Genomic DNA, 19,773 nt, shown 5'->3' with positions numbered 1-19,773 from the left:
AGGAGTTAATCGTCGTATTTTTCTCACATTCCAAAATGGATAAGCACCAAGTTACCCACAGCAGCACAAAGCATTGCGAGGAAAGTTAGGATCATACCCGCAAAGCGCTGCCAGCTAACCCCAGAGTGGCGACCTAATCCGTAGGCATGCAGTACACGACCAAATAATAATGCACTTCCTAGCGCGTGAACCGCCCACACTTGTCCCGTATTAGCTTCAAAGCACGCTATCATAATGAGTGTAATAGGTACGTACTCGCTGAAATTTCCATGGGCTCTCGATAATCGAATCAGGTCTTCGTGACCACCATCGCCAATCCCTACTTGGTGACGCCGTCTCGCACCAATGACCAAGAACGACAAATACAGGTAACAAATACCTAATAAACTGGCGTAAAACGCCGTGATTGGCAGAACCATGGTCAACTCCACATGTTATAGTTATAGCGCGTTGTTTTGATTGATGCTTTTAGCGTACATTTTGTATTTAACATTAAACGTTATCCGCTATTAAGTTACAAGCAACAAAAAAGGCCGCACAAGCGACCTTTAAGTAAACGTTGTTGGCGGTTAACCTAAACGCTCTGCGAGCTCGGCGCTTACTTCTTCAACCGGGCGAGTACCATCTAGCTTGTGGTATTCACAGTTTCCAGCGTCAGCTTCAGCACTGTAGTAGTTTACCAGCGGCTTAGTTTGCTCGTGATAAATCGCTAAACGCTTGCGTACAGTTTCTTCTTTGTCGTCGTCACGAACAATTAGGTCATCACCTGTTTCATTGTCTTTACCTTCCACTTTAGGTGGGTTGTAAACAACGTGGTAAACGCGGCCCGACGCTGGGTGTACGCGACGACCGCCCATACGCTCAACAATAACATCATCTGGAACGTCAAACTCGATGCAGTGATCAACAGAAACCCCTGCTTCTTTCATAGCGTCAGCTTGAGGAATGGTACGAGGGAAACCATCTAACAAGAAACCATCTTTGCAGTCTTCTTGTGCGATACGCTCTTTTACTAAGCCAATGATAATATCATCAGACACTAGCTTGCCTTCGTCCATTACACGCTTTGCTTCAAGACCTAGCTCTGTACCTGCTTTAATAGCTGCACGAAGCATATCGCCTGTTGAAATTTGTGGAATGCCATATTTGCCCATTAAGAACTGAGCTTGTGTGCCCTTACCCGCGCCAGGAGCGCCGAGAAGAATGATTCGCATGAGTGCGTTCTCCGCTTATGATTTTTGAACTTTTTACTTCGGGCACTTTACACATTCAGCACTGTAGTGACAAGTGTAAGGAGTACCGTAAAGTTAATCTTAAGACTAATGGCGAATATATGTTCAGTTTATAAGCGCGCGTAACTATGTCACCTTCTACCCGCAACCTTATTACCTGCACCTTCCATCTTCATCAAGATGAAAGCATTTAATGCCAAAAGTGATTAACTGGAATTTTTAAACCGCCAAAATATAGCATACTAAAAACGCTAAACTTACCTTTGTTAGTACTAGAAATAAAAAAACGGGCATTACGCCCGTTTTCAAATGTAAACTTTGCGATAGAACCGTCTATTTAGCCAACTTCATCAGAAGTGTGTTCAAGTTCTGAACAAACGTTGACGGGTCTTTCAAACTGCCCTGCTCTGACAACGCAGCTTGATCGAACAATACGCCAACCCACTGGTTAAATAGCTCTTCATCTTGCGTGTCAGCAAGCAATTTTACCAAGCTATGCTCAGGATTGAGTTCGAAGTGATATTTAACGTCTGGTACGGTCTGACCCGCTGCCTGCATCAATTTCATCATTTGCGTAGACATGCCATTATCATCGGCAACGATAACCGCCGGAGAATCAGTCAGACGATGGGTAAACTTAACATCTACCACTTTATCACCAAGTGCAGTTTTAGCGCGCTCAAGTACACCTTCAACTTGCTTTTCTGCTTCTTCGTGCGCTTTCTTAGATTCTTCGTCTTCTAGGTCGCCTAAATCTAAGTTTGCTTTCGCAATTGACACAAATTGTTTTTCGTTGAACTCTGATAGATGAGACATTAACCACTCGTCAATGCGCTCGCCCATAAGCAGAACTTCAATACCTTTTTTGCGGAAAATCTCAAGGTGCGGACTAGATTTTGCGGCCTGCAGGCTATCTGCTGTCACATAATAGATCTTATCCTGCCCTTCTTTCATTCGCTCAATATAATCAGCTAATGAAACGGTTTGTGCGTCAGACTCACCGTGGGTAGATGCAAAGCGCAATAGACCTGCAATTTTTTCGCGGTTGCTGAAGTCTTCTGCAGGGCCTTCTTTCAACACATTACCAAATTCATTCCAGAACGACTGATATTTTTCCTTATCGTTCTTTGCCATTTTCTCAAGCATCTGCAGAACACGCTTGGTACAGCCCTGACGCAGTGCTTGAGTAATTTTGTTGTCTTGCAGAATTTCGCGAGACACGTTAAGCGGAAGGTCGTTGCTATCGAGCAAACCTTTCACGAAACGCAAATAAGTAGGCATAAATTGCTCTGCGTCATCCATAATGAAAACGCGCTGTACGTAAAGCTTAAGACCGTGATTTTGGTCGCGGTTCCACATGTCAAATGGCGCTTTAGAAGGAATATAAAGTAAGCTGGTATATTCAGTTTTACCTTCTACTTTATTGTGTGCCCACGCTAATGGATCTGCAAAGTCGTGAGAGATATGCTTATAAAACTCGTTGTATTCGTCATCACTGATCTCTGACTTTTCACGAGTCCAAAGCGCGGTTGCTTTGTTAACCACTTCCCATGCCCCTGGCTGGCCTTCAATTTTCTCGCCATCAGGCCCTTCACTTTCCGGCACTTCATCTTTCCACATCTGTACAGGAATGCTGATGTGGTCTGAGTACTTGCTTACAATAGAGCGTAGACGCCATGTATCGGCGAACTCTTTTTCATCTTCGCGAAGATGAAGCGTTATTTCAGTACCGCGAGTCGGTTTATTGATTTCAGCGATAGTGAACTCGCCTTCACCGTCTGAAATCCACTCAACACCAGCAGAGGCATCTGCGCCAGCGGCACGAGTGCGAACGGTGACTTTATCTGCAACGATAAACGCTGAGTAGAATCCTACACCGAACTGACCAATAAGCTGCGAGTCTTTCGCGCTGTCGCCAGACAGTTTGCTAAAGAAGTCTTTGGTGCCTGATTTAGCGATGGTACCCAAGTTAGCGATGACTTCATCGCGAGTCATCCCAATACCGTTATCGGTAATGGTAACGGTGTTGGCTTCTTTATCGACACTCAGCTTTACGTTTAACTCACCATCGTTTTCGTAAAGACTATCGTTTTCTAATGCACGAAAGCGCAGTTTGTCAGCGGCATCCGCCGCGTTTGACACTAGCTCGCGTAGAAAGATTTCTTTGTTTGAATACAAAGAGTGAATCATCAGATGAAGAAGCTGTTTTACTTCTGTTTGAAAACCGTGGGTTTCTTTGTGGGCTGCTTCAGCCATAATCCAATATCTCCTCGTTGAATGGATCACGTTTGTTGTTAGACAGGTAAGGTCGCTTAACGTGTTTTTCAACGTTTAGAACGAAAATTTATTTTCGCGATGTAAATTTTTTACCAACAAAAACGTGAAAGGTAATATGTGAGTAATTGAAAAAATAAGGACCTGAAACCTGGGGAAAGGCTAAATGTTAGTACTGGCTGTAGAGGGAAGCGCGTCTTACTTGAAATTCAAAAAATAAAACGCGTTTTTGGATACCTACAGTTTGCGGCGACCTGAAAATGCGTGAGTCAGAGTATTGCCGTCAATATACTCAAGCTCGCCGCCAACCGGAACGCCATGAGCAATGCGAGAAGCATCAACGTTGTGACCTGCACATAGCTGTGCAATGTAATGGGCTGTTGCTTCACCTTCAACGGTGGGATTTGTCGCTAATATTACTTCATTAATTCCACCAGCGCTAAGACGGGTCTCCAGCTCAGTAAGCCCAATCTCTTCTGGCCCTACCCCATCAATAGGCGATAAATGGCCCATCAAAACAAAATACTGCCCTTTGTAACTGAGGGTTTGTTCTATCGCGAGCACATCTTGAGGGCTCTCTACGATACACAGCAAGCCGCTAGCTTCCCGCTCAGGGTGTCTGCAAATGTCACATAGCTCATCTTCAGTGAACGTTCTACAGCGCTTACAGTGGTGAATATGCTCCATGGCATTGTGCAATACATTGCTTAAATCGATAGCACCCGTACGATTTCGCTCTAGAAGGTGGAATGCCATCCGCTGAGCACTTTTATTACCCACTCCAGGTAAACAAGTAAGGGCGTGAATTAATTCTGAGAGTAACGGACTGAATTTCATATTATTTACTGCTTTGGTACTTTGTCTGAGGGAGAAGATTTACGCTCTATTTCAGCGTCTTCGCGCTTTGCTTTTAAACCATCGCTCTCTTGCTTTGTGGCTTTTCGGTATTTAATCACGTTACGCTTCGCTTGGTCGAGTTTAACTTCATAAACATTGCCACCAAACAAGCCCTTATACTCTTCATCTGTAAAAACCAACGTATTGTCGTCGTAAAAAGTAACCGCCTCTTTTTGCGTCACTACACCTAGGTCTATGCGCGATACATCTCCACTGAAAAAGTTATCACCTTCAAAGTTTTCAAACAACCATAGGCTGGTTGAGTCCAATAGCACGAGTTTTGTTCTGTCTGGGCTAATTGCTGCTGAGGTTATCCAGCACAGCTTTTCAAGAGTGGTACAGGTTTTAAATTCGCCAATGAGCTTTGCATCAAAATTAGCTGCATGGTCACCTACCTTATAAAGCTTAGTTATACCATCAAAGGGCTGCGTTCTGTTTTTTGTAAATAGATAAAGATTACGCTTATACTCCACAAACGCTTCTAAGTCGTAATTTTTATCTTTCGGCTTTATTTTCCCCTTAGCCATCTCTGGGTAAGTAAATTTTATAATTTCCGCTTCGGTGGTATCCGTTTTTATATCTATCGGATTTTCTATTTTATAGATGGTCAGCCAGCGTCGGTTGTTATCGTTATTCCCGAAATCCCCTAAGAAGAAATGACCAAAACTATTTTGTGTCATGTCTTCCCAATCGACATTTTTTGCATTAGTAACGGTGACTTCTCTCTCAATGGTGCCATCTTTATTGAGCATATATAAAATGGGGCCGTCACCACTGTCGTTTATTGCCCAAAGCCGTTTATATTTATCGAATTCAATGCCTGATATTTCTTTAAGTTTTGGATCAACTGTCACTGTTTTCATTTTAAACAGTTCATGCACACTCATAAAAAATAACACGGCTGCGATAGGAAGAAGAATAACCGTGGTGATAACTAAGCCTTTCCTTAGCACTTCAAAAAACCTCAATCTAGGGTAATAGTAGACGGGTCGACATTTCTCACACTTAACTAAAAAGTGATAGCAACGATACTTGTAAGAATGATGACGACAGTAATATAACGAACATAATTGTCATTAAGACCAATTTCAAATGAAGACATGTTTGCTAGCGGTATGCTGTAATGATTAAAGAAGTCTTAATTTTTTGGCAGTATAGACGATTAATCAGCACTCTCAAAAGCGTATATGCTTATGACATGACGTAACACTAAATAACTGTAAGCATTTACCATTCAAAGTGAATGAATAACGCAGAAATGACGGTTTCTTTTTATACAAAACTTCTTTGGCTTAATTTAACGAATAAGTTTTGTACGATTTAAACATTAACAACATTTGTTGCAAACTCTGACTGCAAAAACTCCATTAAGTTATCTAAATCTAGTGGTTTAGCGAAATAATAGCCTTGCATACCGCGGGCGCCAATTTTTTTAGCAAAGTTAACCTGCTCGGCACTTTCCAGTCCTTCAAGGGTACAAGGCAATCCCAACCTTTCACACATCGAAACCACATTTTCGATAATTAACGCTCTTCGCTTTTCACTTTTAGTTCTAAGAGGAAAGCCTGGCAGCAGCGAACGGTCGATTTTAATCGCATCATAGGTCTCGTTAACAAGTTCTGATATACATGAAAAACCGGTACCGAAATCATCAATTGAAATTGTGACACCAAGCTGCTTAATAGCAGAGAGTACTTCGCGAGCTTTTTCACTTTGCAACGTTGATTCCGTTATTTCTACAACGATCCGTTTTGCAGAAATATTATGAAAAGCAAAGCGCTCCGCAAAGAGATCAACAATGCCTGAATTCTGAAGTTGAACCGCTGACATATTGAGGTTGAACCTGACGTCTGAGAAGCCCCATCTGTCGATAGTTTTGATTGCAAAGCACACTTCATCCAACATTAATAAACCGATATCGTGAATATGATTTGTTCGCTCTGCAATGGCAATAAATTTATCGGGGCTTATCGGGCCGTGACTCGGGATATGCCATCTGGCGAGCGCTTCAATCGCGATTATCTGGCCTTCAGCGCCAATGATTGGCTGGTAAAACGCGGTAATTTGTTTATCCCTAACAGCGCTTTTAAGTCCTTGTTGAATAAACAGTCGGTATTCTATATTTTTTGATAAATCTTCACTGAATACCACTGTGCTATTTTTTCCGCTTTGTTTAGCTGAAAACATCGCGATGTCAGCATTTTTCAATAAATCCGTTGCAGAAATACTATCTGACGATGTTGCCACGCCAATGCTGGCCGAAATATTAAAGCTACCTGATGAGGTTTTAAAGGATTGGCCAAAACAGGTCGACAACCTTGAAGTAACCTTATGTAGATGCTTTTCACACACCGTACTCGTCACAATCACAAACTCATCACCGCCAAACCTGAAAACAGTATCATTTTGCCTAACTGCCGTTTTAAATCGAGCGGCACAAGCTCTGAGTATCTCGTCGCCCACCTCATGTCCATGTGTGTCATTGATAAGTTTAAACTCATCAATATCGATAAAAATAATTGAGAATGGCTCGCGCGACTCGCTGAATGTTTCCACCACATGATTCAAATGGTTTCGATTACCGGCCCCTGTGAGCGCATCGGTATATGCTAACAGTTTTAACTGGTTTTCCGATGACTTCAGGTCTGACACATCGGTAAGAATGGCTACAAAATACTTGTCTTCACTGCCATTATCAAACGATGTGACTGACATGACTAAGTGATACCGGTGAGTTTCGTTTACAATGGTGAGGTCTGTTTTTAATCCATCAATTAAATAATCTGGACGGGGATCGTGCTTGCGCTCTTTAGGAAAAACTTTATTTATGTGCCGTGAAATCAGTGCATTTTCCTCGCATCCAAGCATCTCACAGAATGCTTGATTAGCTTTAATGATTAGCCCATTTGAATCACAAACCAACACACCTTCTTTGATTTCACTTACAACGCGATCCGCGATAGTCAGATTCGACTGCGTATTTTGCAGAATAGAGATATCTTGAATGGCGCCTATTTGAACGTAGTTCTCTTCCCACACGACATCAGATAACACAACCTGATACCATCGTGTTTCTCTTCCAGCCATTTTTAACTGCAGTGTGGTTAGGTAACTACTCTTGAGCCTCATCGCTTCTGCAATTTCTGCCCGCTGTTCATCAGTAAACAAAGAGAGAAATTGTTCAACACTGAGTTTTCTGGGGAAGTCGAACAGATTCTCTACGCTTTCAATGACAATAGAACGAGTAGAAGAATCAATCTCGAGCACGCCTAACTTTGCTATTTCAGACGCCATAGCAAAACGACGATTTGATGAAGCAAGGTCATGCTCTATTCTTTTTCTTTCAAGTGCGACTAATATGGTCGTCGTCAATGACAATGAGCCATAAGGCTTTACCAAGTAACCATAGGGCGACACTTTTAAGGCATTAGAGATAGTAGTATCGTCGCAATATGAAGTGGTGAAAACGATAGGAATCGCATATTTTTCCGTCACTAACTTTGCGATGTCGATACCCGATTCACTCCCGCCCAGGTTTATATCCATAAGTATTAAATCAGGGTGTTCTCTCTCTATCAGCGCGAGAAGTTGTTCCGCGTTCATTGCTATGCCTAATACTGATATTCCCGCATCTGCCAGTATATTTTGGATGTTCATGACTTCGACAAGGCTGTCTTCAACTATAACCACCGTTGGTGTCGTCATTTTTGTCATCACATCACACCTTAAAGCCGAAGGCTTCTATTGATTGTTTTAAAAGCGTAACATCGACTGGTTTTGTTAATACCGTTACTTGATTAAGTTCATCTGGCAATTCAATCGCCGCGCCATAACCCGTAATAAATACAAATGGAATAGACAGCTTCGCTATCTCTAAACCTAATTGAAAAGTATTTTCATGGCCCAAGTGAACATCTAAAAACATCATTGAAGGCCTACTTTTTGCCAATGCAGCACGGGCACTTGCGATATCGCCAAAAATGTCTATTTGTTGAATCCCTAATTGATTTAAATGTTTTTTCAAGTCTAGGGAAATGAGCAGATTATCTTCAATAATAAAAGCACTTGAGAGTGGCTTGGGCATTTCTGTAAAAATTGTTTCTAATGACCTGTTTCCACTCTCATCACTTTCTTTCGTTAAGAAAGAGTCTTCGCGCTCTATATATTTGCTTGGAACCAAAAACTCTGCCGTAAGGCCAGTAATTGTTGGCCTTACCGTGGCTTGGCCTTTGAGTTCATGAGGAATAACCGATTTAATAACAGTCATTCCGAAACTATCTTCACCCAGGCGATGTAAAGGAGGGCCTCCACGTTCTTCCCAATATATAACACAGCCGTTTTCATTGAGCTCCCACGTGATAGACACTCGGCCATCATTACTGGTCGCGCTTAACGCACCGTATTTTGCTGCGTTAGTGATCAGTTCATGGAAAACGAGCACGATAGGCGTTACGGCATAGGGCTTTATCTTTATTTCAGGCCCTTTTATGTTAAACGACGATGCTTTTACCATATAGGCCATCAGCTCATTTTTGAGCAATTGTCTAAAACGAATGCTGTCGTAAGAAGCGTGAGTGAGCTGGTCGTGACCCAAGGCTAGCGCAGAAATTCTTGACGATAGGGAACTTACGAATTCATCAATGCTCTTTTTATGCTGCGACGTTTGCCCAATGATAGCGCCTACCAAATTTAAAATATTCCGAACGCGATGATTAAGCTCACCTATGAGTAACTCCAAGCGTTTTTTTGCCTCTCGCTGTAAAGCCTCTTTTTCGTGTAGGTGTCGAATGGTTAATTCCATAACGCCAAGGCGAATGGATTTAGCACGTTCAATATCCAATGTTGTCCACGGTATTGATTTCGATTCATTGGTTTCGACCCACTTGTCAAAACTCGCTCTGGGAGTGAGGATTTTTTCTTTCCCTTTTTGTACAACGCGCTTTTCTGGGTTACCCGCCCATGCAACCTTCTCTACAACAGAGTTTCTGAAAAGAAAAATGTAATCCATGGGTTGGCTTGATATCTTGAGCGCGAGCACGCCAGCAACGTTGGTACCAGAGATATCACCAACAAAATCTGACAAACAATCGAACTGGTATATTTCTTCGCTAGGAAACCCCTGTAAAACTTCAGTAAGTCGAGATATGTTTGTCTCATCAAGGGCTGAGCCAGCATTAGTGTATTCGCCACTGAAAATGCAGCCCACACCGTCTATGTCAATCAAGGTTTTTAAAAGTGCTAGCTGCTCTACGATAGCGTTAGTGATGGAACCGCCAAGTGAAAAGTTGCTGAGAACACGTGCGAAGGTTGAGTTTGCCTTTTCGCTGACTCTTATCCGCTCCATTACGAGCCTTCGCGAAAGTTCAAGCGAGAACATTTCAGCAAATAATTCTATTTGCGACACGAGTCTACTGGGCACTGTTTTTGGACCATTGTGATGACACGCTATTAATCCCCAAAGCTCCCCCTCTACGATTAGCGACACCGACATGGAAGCACCTACTCCCATGTTTTTCAAATATTGAATGTGCACTTCAGAAACGGCTCTCAAACGGGATAGTGAAAGATCTATGTGTTGGGCGCCGTCCTTTTGCTTGCCTATAATTTCATGTGTTTCACCATGAACGTCGGAGATAGTTCTTATGAGATTTTTTTTGTAAAGCAGTCGAGCTTGGCGAGGAATATCTGAGGCAGGGTATCGTAGCCCCAAAAAAGAAGGCATGTCGCTGGAAACTGACTCAGCGATGACTTCTCCAGAACCATCGGCAAGAAACTGATACACCATAACGCGGTCAAAGCCAGTGGCCGTGCGGACACCTTGAGCGAGACCAGAATATAGCTCATCGAGTTCTGAGAACATCGCCATTTGAGTCATCAAGGCCTCAACGACGCCTTCAAACTTTCTCGCCGGCTCACTTTTTTCAAACTCTAGAATAAGATAATCGCCGCTCTGGTGAACGCAAAGGTCAAATCCGTTTTCTGAAAAAGGAAACGTAACCGAATAGAGAAGCGTGGCTTTATTGAGAATGACTGCTTGGCTTTGGGCACCTTTGATTGTGTGAACCAAATTTCGGTCTAAGAAACTCCAGAAAGAGGTACCGATCAGTTCATCACTAGATTGATTGAGAAATGAGCAAGCATTCTTTGATAAATATTCAATTATCCCAGACCTGTCTAGGGCGACCATAAACCCATGGTCCTGTACTTTTCCTAGTAAGTGAATAGGCTCTTTGTCACATTGAGTAATCAATGAAGATAGTTGTTTACTGTCACTGCTCATAATACGCCAAATAGTTGTTTATTCATTGCTCTTCGTTTCGACCGACATACACGTCATCCCCAATGACAAGGGGGTTACAATAATGCTGTAGACAACACCGCGGGAGAGCATTATTTGTTTACTGATGGTTAAGGTATAGCCCAATCCCCTCAATAAAGACATCTTTTATGCGAATATATTAATGTAATTGGAGGGATGATGTTTTGTATGCATAAGGTATGTGATGTATTACTTTGACAAGGCGACAGTGAATTAAGCAGGCTTGCTATCTACTTTTCTCATCATTTGAGAAAAAGCTTAGGCCAGGCTCATTCTTTTCTGGATATTCACTAAGGTCTGATTGAAGGAGTTGGTCGATAATGCCCTGTTCGTGTTCAGTAAATGCACGTGCGAAGTTGTCGTATTGAATGCCTAGTTTTGCTTTTTTTGATGGCGCTAACTGTGCGTTTGAACGCTTCAACTGCTCGGTGAATTCAGCTATCGAAATTCGGTTATATGTGTAAATTCCTGGTTTGCTAGTAGACGACGTCGGGGATAACAAATCGTCGTGTTCAAGCATAAACGCATGTTTGAACACAGCCTGCGATTTGGTAAAACATGCAGTAGGGCTTCTAAGTACCGCTGCCTCGGGGAGTGCTTTTATACGGACATTCTTGCCATCATGAGAGCGTTGCCAAGTAACACCGCAAACACTTACGTTAAATGCGTCGGTCTGATTTGCAACCTCCTGCCGAGCAAGCGAGGTATTACGGTCTAAGTTTTGAAGCTCTTTGAGGACGCGAGGGAGCGATTCTAACGACATTTTTTCAATGGTTATGGCGCCCGAGTTTGACTGATAAGTAAGCTTCAACGTGTTTTCAAGATAGTATACCTGCCCTGTATCGCGCCACATTGAAACCGCAACATTAGCTGGCTCCTCCTTTGGAGTAGTCGCAGTGTCTCGAGCTTTCAAATGTTTAAATATTTTAGCGAGCAAAATAGAAACCTTATCGTTAACTCTGATTCTTTTTTACTCGCTTGGTGGGGGGTTATGCAAGTCCCACACACAATTCTAAAACCTTCTTAATGTAGCTAGTTCAAGATTTGACATTAAATTTCGACAAAACGACAAACGTGAGAGACTGTTAATCCGAAGCAAAGACTGCAACGGCCAATTTCATTGGGGAAAAATACGATATTTAGATAGTGTAGCGGTTACTGAGTCGTCATCGTTTGACCTGGGACTGGTATAGCATCTTGTCGAGATTGAGAAACAAAAAAGCTCCGGACTAACCAGAGCTATTCGGACTATTGCCCTATTTGTCCCCCTAACTTTTTAAAAAGCCAGAGGCCAGTAAATACAAGGGATTTAGCCTAAAACGGCATTTTGAAGCCAGGAGGTAGCGGCATACCGCCAGTCACGTCACCCATCTTCTCTTTGCTGGTTTCTTGAACGCGACGTACCGCGTCGTTAAACGCTGCCGCAACTAAATCTTCAACCATATCTTTGTCGTCGTCCATTAATGACTCATCGATGTCTACGCGGCGCACGTTGTGGTTGCACGTCATGGTCACTTTAACCATGCCAGCACCCGCTTCACCGGTTACTTCTAGTTTAGCTAGGTCGTCTTGTACTTTCTGCATGCGCTCTTGCATTTGCTGCGCCTGCTTCATGATATTGCCCATTCCACCTTTAAACATAATTTTTGTCTCGCTTCGTTTTGGTGTTGATAATTCTGCTATCGCGCTTTAACCGAATCGGTTAGCACTGACGCATCGAAAGTCGATAGCAATGCTTGAATTGTATCGTCGGTTTTAATCACCGTGTGTGCATGCGCATGGCGCATGGCATGAATTTCTTGTTGTAACGCAAAAGGTGTAGATGCTGGTTCACCTAATGAAATATTTACGTCTACGTTTTCACCCAACCCATGGTGTATTGCATCAACTAATTGTTTTTTTGCGCTGTCATTGAGTAAATGCGTCTGACTGTGATCAATTTCAAGGGAGACTTGATTGCCTTCTCGAGAAAAAGATGCATGTAAAACTAATTGTTTGAGTAGGCCGGCGACAGGCATTTGCTCAACCAAATTACTCCACTCATCAATTTGGCTCGCGTGTATTAACTTACTACCATCGTTTAAATACGCTGTTAATTTACCGTTGTAGGTACTGCTTAGCGGCGTATCAAAGTCGAGCGCGTCACGCGCGAAGGAGCGATCACCGGTTGCTTCCAGTTGTTCTGATAAATGCCCATCGTGATGAGTATTCTGGTTAAGAGATGACTCTGAAGTATCAATGCTTTCAAAATGTTGTGGCGGAGAATTATCAAACTCAGTTGCCCACGGCGGAGTATCTTGTAACTCAGTATCAATACTCGGTTGTGCACTGACCTCGTCATTTGAAAAAGGCATATCTTCTTCAAATTCATCAAGCGAAAACTCATTTAATTCCGCGGTATTCTCACTGACTGATTTGCCGTCTGTAGCAGGTAATGCGTCGTCTAGGTTTGAAGCACTGTCATTGAGCACACTTGAGCCCTGGACAAGGCTATCATCTTGTTTTGGGCTGCTATCGAACTCAACGGGCGCAGACTCGGCAGGAGGAGCTAAATTATCGCTTTTTGCGCTATCTGCTGACGGATTAGATAAGGCTTCGGCCTTGCTTCTAGCAAAGCGAGCCTGAATATCGTTCGCACTTTCAGCTTTAGCATTAGCAGTCTTATTATTTTGAGCGTCAGCGTCTTGCGTTCTCTTTTGCTTGAGCTTTTGGCGTAGTGCCAACATATCAGCCGTTGACGTAAGCTGCTCTTCCGCAGATAAAGAGGGTTCTACATCGGTATCACTTGGCTTATCGCCAGTACTTTGCACTCCCCGCTCATATTCATCTGTGGGCGGCTTAGCTCCCTCGTACTGAAAGGCGTCGCTGCTAATCTGGTGGTCGCCGCCAATCTGGTGGTCACTGACGCTGTAAAATCCATCATCCCCTGATCCTGGCGGCATATCATCCATATACGCATCCAAAGGCGGTTCATCGGGGTTATTATTGGGTTGCTCGGTCTTTAGCGCCGACTCAAAGGCAGGCTCTACAGCCGAATTGGAGGCAGAATGAGACTCAGACTCTGTAAAACTTTGTTTCGATTCTGTTGTTGTCGGTTGTTCTGAAACAACGTCAGACGAGCTTTGTCTCTCGTTAGCGATTAGTGCGCTTTGCGATGCAACGTTTTCAGAAACATCGGGGCGTTTATCACCAAGCCCATCAGGCGAAGTAACTACGTTTTTGCTAGCTGAATGTGGTTCGGTCTCATCAGGGCTTAAAGAGGTTTCATCGTCTGATACAGTACCTGACTGCGCTTCAGAAGCCTTGTGCTCCTGCTCTGCTGCAGAAGTGTCGCTTATGAGCGCTTCCTCCTGCTTACCGACGTTTCCCGGGCCACCACTGGAAGAAGCATGATCTAGAGGCAAATTATGCTCGCTCCTCCCGTTTTCTATTTCATTTGTAGTGTCCGCAATAGGCTCACTTGGCGCGAATGACATCATGCGCATCAATGTCATTTCAAAGGCACTTTTACCATCGGCAGCAAAAGGCAGATCTTTTCTTCCTTGCAGTGCAATTTGATAAAGTAACTGCACTTGCTCAGGAGAAATCGTCTTGGCTAATTGAAAGATAGCCTTCGCGGACGTCGTTTCCAATTTACATGCCTCTGGCACCCATTGCGTCAACGCTATTTGATGTAGCAGGCTGGCCAACTCGCTATGCACGTTGTCATAGTCAGGTGCTTGCTCTGCTATATCATTCACCAACTGCAATACATCAGCAGGACTTTTGCTTACCACAGCATGCACTACTTTAAGCAGTTGGTTTTTATCCATCAAGCCCAGCATGTCGGTCACCACCGACGCCAGTACCTGATTTCCACCCTGCGCAATAGCTTGGTCAGTTAAACTCAGCGCATCGCGCATACTACCTTGAGCTGCTCGAGCTAAAAGCGCTAGCGCTTGTGGCTCAAAAGGAAGCTGCTCGTGTTCTAAAATATGCTGTAGCTGCCCAACAATTTGTTCACGGGACATGGCTTTCAAATTGAACTGCAGGCAACGAGATAATATGGTTATCGGGAGCTTTTGTGGATCGGTGGTCGCCAGCAAGAACTTCACATGAGGCGGTGGCTCTTCCAGCGTTTTTAACAACGCATTAAAACTGTGTTTTGACAGCATGTGTACCTCATCGATAAGGTACACTTTGTAGCGACCACGAGTGGGTCGATACTGAACGTTATCAAGAAGTTCGCGAGTATCTTCGACCTTAGTTCTTGATGCAGCATCAATTTCCAGTAAGTCGACGTAATTGCCCTGCTCTATTTCTTTACAGGTATTACACTCGCCACAAGGGTTGGCGCCTTGCCCTTCTTCGCAGTTAAGGCTCTTTGAGAAAATACGTGCTATGGTGGTTTTACCAACACCTCGCGTACCAGTAAAAAGATAAGCGTGGTGTAGACGATCGTTATCCAAAGCATTTGAAATGGCAGAAACTACGTGTTCTTGACCTACAAGTTCACTGAACTTGCCTGGTCGCCACTTCCTTGCTAGTACCTGATAACTCATTGTTACGTATTTCGCCTTTTGCTGGTTATGCTTTATGGCGATTATTCGCCTTCAAACTCACAAATAGAATAGCTTTCAATATCAAGCGTACTCAATTTCTGTTCACCGCCTAGGTCTGGTAAATTGATCACAAAACCTGCATGGTTAATCTCGCCACCTAATGAACGAATTAGCTTCGCAGAAGCGGCAATGGTTCCGCCTGTTGCAAGTAAATCGTCGATAAGCAGCACCTTATCTCCTGGCTTGATAGCATCTTTATGGATTTCCAATGTATCCATGCCGTATTCAAGCTCGTAGCTTTCGCTTACCACTTCACGAGGAAGTTTATTGGGTTTTCTTACTGGAACAAAACCAATGCCCATTTCGATGGCCAATGGCGCACCAAAAAGGAAACCGCGCGCTTCAGTACCTGCAATTTTTGTAAAGCCCATACCTTGATACTTTTCTACAAGTAATGAGATACAGCTACTAAACGCTTTGTGATCTTCTAAAACGCTGGTCACATCTCTAAATAAAATACCTGGCTTTGGATAGTCAGGTACGGTTTTCACTACTGATTTAATATATTCTGCAGTCACAATTATGCCTTGAATGTCTGCGTTATAACCAGAAAGTGAACCAGCCGGCGATGATATGCATCAACGGGAACGCGATTAGAGTTACTAGCGATGCTAGAAAGTACCACTTGTTATAGACTTCTTTGAAATCTGAATTGTCAGCCATTTGCACTACCTAAACAATTTTGTGAACAAAAAAATGGTCGTAAATGTTAATCGAAAGCACGCATGATTGACAGCGCTAATGTGACTGATCGCTCACTTTCAATACAGATCCTAGCGAAAGTTTAATATAAAGCGGGGAAAGCATACCAATTTGCATAGATAATTACCCACTCAGCGAGATTTAAAATGTTTGTAATCGCAGCGTGTTACCGCGGGTATCGTGGTTCTACATCAAGGTGTTGATTTTCCATAGAACTGTGTTTCCAAATAGGGTTCATGACTTAAACACCATAAGGCTTACCTTACAGGAACCAGTATTCCTTTTTGCAGCATATCTGTAACGGTCTGCTCCATACCATTTATCAGTGCATTCTGAGGTATTTGTGGAAGTTGTTGACACAATGACTCAGCTAATTGCTCTAATTTCATTCCCTCTTCGCTGAGTTCCAGTGTATTTATTAATATCGCAGTAACTGGGTTCACATGAGCAAATTGCACGTCAAAATCGCGGTCTCTGTAAACGATATAGAATTGTTTTTCTTGGGCTGGATGGGCAGGAATATGGTCCTCGCCAATCAAATGAACCGCAAAGTGATACGCTGCCAACGAGGCATAAGGTGAAACCCTAACCGCAGTTACATTTTCATCGTGATGGTAAAACTCAATATTGTCTTCGTTCTTTCTTATACTCACATCTAGCTCGAGCCACTCATAGTGAGCAAGCTCCGCAATAAAATCAGGTAGCTCAATATCGAAAGTCGGGTCTGTAGAGAGGTACTCGACGAACTCTTTACTGATCTCTGCAAAATAGGGTGAACGGCATTCGTGCTCAATAAAAAACTGACGCACAATACTTTCCCAACCGTTATTGTCAAATAATTTTAATATGATCGCCTTGAGCACCGGAAAACCAGTACTAATGAAACTGTCGATATTGTTGAAAAACAATGACTGATAGATTTTCATCCGTCTGGAATAGTCTGGGTTGGCGTCATTATACGTTCGCGGGTCTTTAATTGCTTTAACAAAGGCGTCTTGGGTTGTTTTGAATGATTGCGTCACGCTACGCTTCCTTTCGCCTTTGGCTGTTGGATAACATCGCATTTTTCTTGAATCTGTTTGATCCTTTCCACTTCTGCAATTAAGTTGTCTAATGGCGGTATGTTGAAGTCACGTTCTAGCAATGTTGGAAACACACCATGTGTACGATAGGCATGCTCTAGTAACTCCCATACAGGTTCAATAACATCCGCCCCGTGGGTATCTACTTTCAGGTCTTCGGCCTCATCGTAGTGGCCGGCAATGTGGCCGTAAACAATTTTGTCGGAAGGCAAGCCGTTAATAAACGCTTTCGCATCGTATTTATGATTAATACTGTTCACGTAAACATTATTTACGTCGAGGAGCATTTGGCAACCCGACTCGTTTAATATACGAGTGGTAAACTCGAGTTCATCCATCTCTTGGCCAGGAGCAATGTAATAAGAGACGTTTTCTAAAACGAGTGGCCGTTCAATGATATCCTGAACTTGAACAATTCGAGAGACTACGTGATTAATTGCATCTTCAGTAAAGGGGATGGGCATGAGATCGTACATATGGCCGTTGCCCGAACAAAAGCTTAAATGCTCGCTATATAATACAATATTATTTACATCTAAGAATCGCTTAACCGTTTTTACAAAACCAATATCTAATTTATCGCTACTTCCAATAGACAAAGAAAGACCGTGAGTAGTAAAGGGAGCCTGCGATGACGCTTGCTGAAATTGTTCTTGGTACGCTCCACCAAGAGGGATCCAATTTTCTGGTGCAACTTCCCAGAAGTCGACCTCAGATGGCAATGTAGGTAGGAGTTCTTGAAGCATCTCTCGACGAAATCCTAAGCCCGCGCCTTTGATGTGTTTCATGTTTTCCCCTTTAACCACGTGGGATTAAGAAATAACAACGTACGCTGTTAGATAAAAATGGCCATCACTAGACGGCCATTCTTTTTCAACGTGACTTGCATAGACGTTCCAAAGTGCTTTACTTGGAGCCTACGCAGTGTCATTTTCACATGTGTTACATGCTACCGCATTTGCCTTCGCCACACTTACCTTCTTTAGCAGCTTTTTTGTCGCCGCCGCACTTACCCTCTCCACATTTTCCTTCTTTCGCAGCTTTCTTGTCGCCGCCGCACTTACCTTCGCCGCATTTGCCTTCTTTTGCTGCTTTCTTGTCGCCGCCGCACTTACCTTCGCCACATTTGCCTTCTTTTTCAGCTTTCTTGTCGCCGCCGCATTTACCTTCGCCACATTTGCCTTCTGCTGCAAACTGACTGTAACCAGATTCTAGCGACTGCATGCCAAACGGATTCACGTCTGCTAGTGCTACTGTTGACGCCAAAGAGCCAATGACCACTGCACCTAACGCTGTTGCTACTGATGATTTTTTAATTTGTTTCATTTTTATACCCTCAATAATATTTGTCATGTTTGACGTACAGTAAGCACGTGTAATCTAAAAGACCTCTATAACTTAATGGATATTTCAAAAAAAAATAGTTTTTTAACATTTAATTTATAACCATTTGATAATGAAATGATTTATAAATTATTTTTATAACAGAACTCTCCAGAATCCGCTCATAAAACACAGCTTTAGATGATGCTGCAGTTCTACCGTGTTCCGTTGTCTTTGGTCTGCATCTGTTCTATAACCGTCTCATTATCAGATAGTGCTAATAGACGAGAGAGTTTGTCAGATAACTCTTCTTTTTTGGTACTCGCATTTGAAATAGCTAAAAAAGTGGGGATGTCTTTTCGCAAAGACACAACAAGATCATCAATACTGTTGGCGTGACTTTTTATATGAAAAAGATAGGGCGCTTCATATGTTGCTAGATGAGAGGTACGTCCAAATTGAAAAAGCTGAATCGCATCGGAGCTATTCGGCATGTCAAAGAAAGTATAGCCCTCACGTTCGAGTTCTTGCCTCATGCCAACGTAGTCATATCCTCTTATAGCTGCAACTGTTTTATTGTTTTTAAGCTTTGAATTCGTCATCAGTACAATTGAAAGGTAGCTAAACGGTTTCTCTATGAAAGTAACTGTATTCTCTATTGCTTTTGTCCCTTTGACATTGAGCGTGATATCAACATGGCCTTTTCGAATTCTCTCAAATAACCTTGCTGGCGGTGGACACTCTACCTCAACTTGATACCCCACTAACTCAAGTATCGTTCTTGAGATTGTTACCGCTTCGCCGTAACAATCTTGGGTTTCTTTGTTTTTAATGACTAGAGGAGGAAACTCTACAACACCAAGAACGACCTTTTGAGTTTCAGTCGCTAATGCTTCAGCACTGACATTCAATGGTGTATAGAGCAGAATAAACATTACAAAAATAAAGATTCTCAATTAGCGCACCACTTTGTCGTTTTAGCTAACATCAACTGCGATAAACGTGTCAAAACTACCCAGAAACTAGTTTACTTAGCGTTTTTTATCAAATTGCACGTAAAAATAGCGAGTATGCACTTCTTTACACTTGATATTAAACATCACTACTTTCTTTCATCTACACACAAAACGGCCATCAGGCCTGTTAAGTAGTGTGAAATAGTAACGCTCTTAGTCGCGCTGCTTTTATGATAATCGCCGCTGGGACGACAGTACGGTATTCTCCGCTTCTAAACACAACGTGCAGTTTCTAAAACAACGTACCTGTAACAAAAAAAGCCCTTGTCATTCGACAAGGGCTTTTTGGAATTGGGACCTGGCAGACTGGAGGGCCAGCTCGTCCTT

Annotated in this window: 16 protein-coding genes; all 16 read right to left on the bottom strand. The window is 42.9% G+C overall.

The features are described 5' to 3' along the window. Positions 1 to 23: 23 nt before the first annotated feature. The 16 genes from GVO63_RS04490 to GVO63_RS04420 all read right to left on the bottom strand — a co-directional run bounded on the left by GVO63_RS04490 (position 24) and on the right by GVO63_RS04420 (position 19,386). Positions 24 to 419: an MAPEG family protein gene (locus GVO63_RS04490; RefSeq protein ID WP_105929296.1), complete on the bottom strand. Its 396-nt coding sequence runs from the start codon at positions 417 to 419 to the stop codon at positions 24 to 26. Positions 420 to 569: 150 nt separating this feature from the next. Next, entirely contained in the window at positions 570 to 1,214 is a 645-nt protein-coding gene (gene adk, locus GVO63_RS04485; protein ID WP_159578263.1) for an adenylate kinase, read from the bottom strand. A 351-nt stretch (positions 1,215 to 1,565) separates the two neighbouring features. Beyond that, the gene (gene htpG / locus GVO63_RS04480; protein WP_159578262.1) at positions 1,566 to 3,488 is read right to left on the bottom strand and encodes a molecular chaperone HtpG; all 1,923 of its coding nucleotides are present in this window, start codon (positions 3,486 to 3,488) and stop codon (positions 1,566 to 1,568) included. Between the two features lie 255 nt (positions 3,489 to 3,743). Then, the gene (gene recR / locus GVO63_RS04475) at positions 3,744 to 4,343 is read right to left on the bottom strand and encodes a recombination mediator RecR (protein ID WP_159578261.1); all 600 of its coding nucleotides are present in this window, start codon (positions 4,341 to 4,343) and stop codon (positions 3,744 to 3,746) included. Between the two features lie 5 nt (positions 4,344 to 4,348). Next, complete coding sequence (locus tag GVO63_RS04470) at positions 4,349 to 5,356, bottom strand: hypothetical protein (protein WP_236552056.1); 1,008 nt, start codon at positions 5,354 to 5,356, stop codon at positions 4,349 to 4,351. 367 nt (positions 5,357 to 5,723) lie between these two features. Continuing rightward, on the bottom strand, positions 5,724 to 8,117 hold the full coding sequence (locus tag GVO63_RS04465) for an EAL domain-containing protein (protein WP_159578260.1): 2,394 nt from the start codon (positions 8,115 to 8,117) through the stop codon (positions 5,724 to 5,726). A 4-nt stretch (positions 8,118 to 8,121) separates the two neighbouring features. Further along, positions 8,122 to 10,683, bottom strand: a complete 2,562-nt coding sequence (locus tag GVO63_RS04460; RefSeq protein WP_159578259.1) for an HWE histidine kinase domain-containing protein — start codon at positions 10,681 to 10,683, stop codon at positions 8,122 to 8,124. Between the two features lie 265 nt (positions 10,684 to 10,948). After that, positions 10,949 to 11,659, bottom strand: a complete 711-nt coding sequence (locus GVO63_RS04455) for a hypothetical protein (protein ID WP_159578258.1) — start codon at positions 11,657 to 11,659, stop codon at positions 10,949 to 10,951. Positions 11,660 to 12,036: 377 nt separating this feature from the next. After that, positions 12,037 to 12,363, bottom strand: coding sequence for a YbaB/EbfC family nucleoid-associated protein (locus GVO63_RS04450; RefSeq protein ID WP_014998895.1), 327 nt, complete (start codon positions 12,361 to 12,363; stop codon positions 12,037 to 12,039). A 38-nt stretch (positions 12,364 to 12,401) separates the two neighbouring features. Further along, entirely contained in the window at positions 12,402 to 15,263 is a 2,862-nt protein-coding gene (dnaX, locus tag GVO63_RS04445; protein WP_159578257.1) for a DNA polymerase III subunit gamma/tau, read from the bottom strand. Between the two features lie 41 nt (positions 15,264 to 15,304). After that, positions 15,305 to 15,841 carry an adenine phosphoribosyltransferase gene (gene apt / locus GVO63_RS04440; RefSeq protein WP_159489080.1) on the bottom strand — a complete coding sequence of 179 codons (537 nt, stop codon included), beginning with the start codon at positions 15,839 to 15,841 and terminating at the stop codon, positions 15,305 to 15,307. A 22-nt stretch (positions 15,842 to 15,863) separates the two neighbouring features. Continuing rightward, a complete protein-coding gene (locus GVO63_RS19745; protein ID WP_256253717.1) occupies positions 15,864 to 15,986 on the bottom strand; it encodes a hypothetical protein in 123 nt (40 codons plus the stop codon). A 296-nt stretch (positions 15,987 to 16,282) separates the two neighbouring features. Continuing rightward, positions 16,283 to 17,047, bottom strand: a complete 765-nt coding sequence (locus GVO63_RS04435) for a DUF2063 domain-containing protein (RefSeq protein ID WP_159578256.1) — start codon at positions 17,045 to 17,047, stop codon at positions 16,283 to 16,285. Continuing rightward, positions 17,044 to 17,895, bottom strand: a complete 852-nt coding sequence (locus tag GVO63_RS04430; RefSeq protein ID WP_159578255.1) for a DUF692 domain-containing protein — start codon at positions 17,893 to 17,895, stop codon at positions 17,044 to 17,046. Before GVO63_RS04430 ends, GVO63_RS04435 begins: the two co-directional genes overlap by 4 nt. 154 nt (positions 17,896 to 18,049) lie before the next feature. Next, positions 18,050 to 18,433 carry a hypothetical protein gene (locus GVO63_RS04425; RefSeq protein ID WP_159578254.1) on the bottom strand — a complete coding sequence of 128 codons (384 nt, stop codon included), beginning with the start codon at positions 18,431 to 18,433 and terminating at the stop codon, positions 18,050 to 18,052. A gap of 212 nt (positions 18,434 to 18,645) precedes the next feature. Beyond that, positions 18,646 to 19,386, bottom strand: coding sequence for a transporter substrate-binding domain-containing protein (locus GVO63_RS04420; RefSeq protein WP_201285079.1), 741 nt, complete (start codon positions 19,384 to 19,386; stop codon positions 18,646 to 18,648). Positions 19,387 to 19,773: the final 387 nt, after the last annotated feature.

This window comes from Alteromonas sp. KUL106 (assembly GCF_009811415.1).
Lineage (GTDB): Bacteria > Pseudomonadota > Gammaproteobacteria > Enterobacterales > Alteromonadaceae > Alteromonas.
Note: the sequence above shows the minus strand (reverse complement) of the source record. Positions and strands in the feature narration are given on the sequence as shown.

Coding starts and splice junctions, on each gene's coding strand:
- adk (WP_159578263.1), bottom strand. CDS start 1,214: ATGCGAATCATTCTTCTCGGCGCTCCTGGCGCGGGTAAGGGCACACAA.
- GVO63_RS04425 (WP_159578254.1), bottom strand. CDS start 18,433: ATGAAACAAATTAAAAAATCATCAGTAGCAACAGCGTTAGGTGCAGTG.
- GVO63_RS04450 (WP_014998895.1), bottom strand. CDS start 12,363: ATGTTTAAAGGTGGAATGGGCAATATCATGAAGCAGGCGCAGCAAATG.
- dnaX (WP_159578257.1), bottom strand. CDS start 15,263: ATGAGTTATCAGGTACTAGCAAGGAAGTGGCGACCAGGCAAGTTCAGT.
- GVO63_RS04460 (WP_159578259.1), bottom strand. CDS start 10,683: ATGAGCAGTGACAGTAAACAACTATCTTCATTGATTACTCAATGTGAC.
- htpG (WP_159578262.1), bottom strand. CDS start 3,488: ATGGCTGAAGCAGCCCACAAAGAAACCCACGGTTTTCAAACAGAAGTA.
- GVO63_RS19745 (WP_256253717.1), bottom strand. CDS start 15,986: ATGGCTGACAATTCAGATTTCAAAGAAGTCTATAACAAGTGGTACTTT.
- GVO63_RS04465 (WP_159578260.1), bottom strand. CDS start 8,117: ATGACAAAAATGACGACACCAACGGTGGTTATAGTTGAAGACAGCCTT.
- GVO63_RS04490 (WP_105929296.1), bottom strand. CDS start 419: ATGGTTCTGCCAATCACGGCGTTTTACGCCAGTTTATTAGGTATTTGT.
- GVO63_RS04430 (WP_159578255.1), bottom strand. CDS start 17,895: ATGAAACACATCAAAGGCGCGGGCTTAGGATTTCGTCGAGAGATGCTT.
- recR (WP_159578261.1), bottom strand. CDS start 4,343: ATGAAATTCAGTCCGTTACTCTCAGAATTAATTCACGCCCTTACTTGT.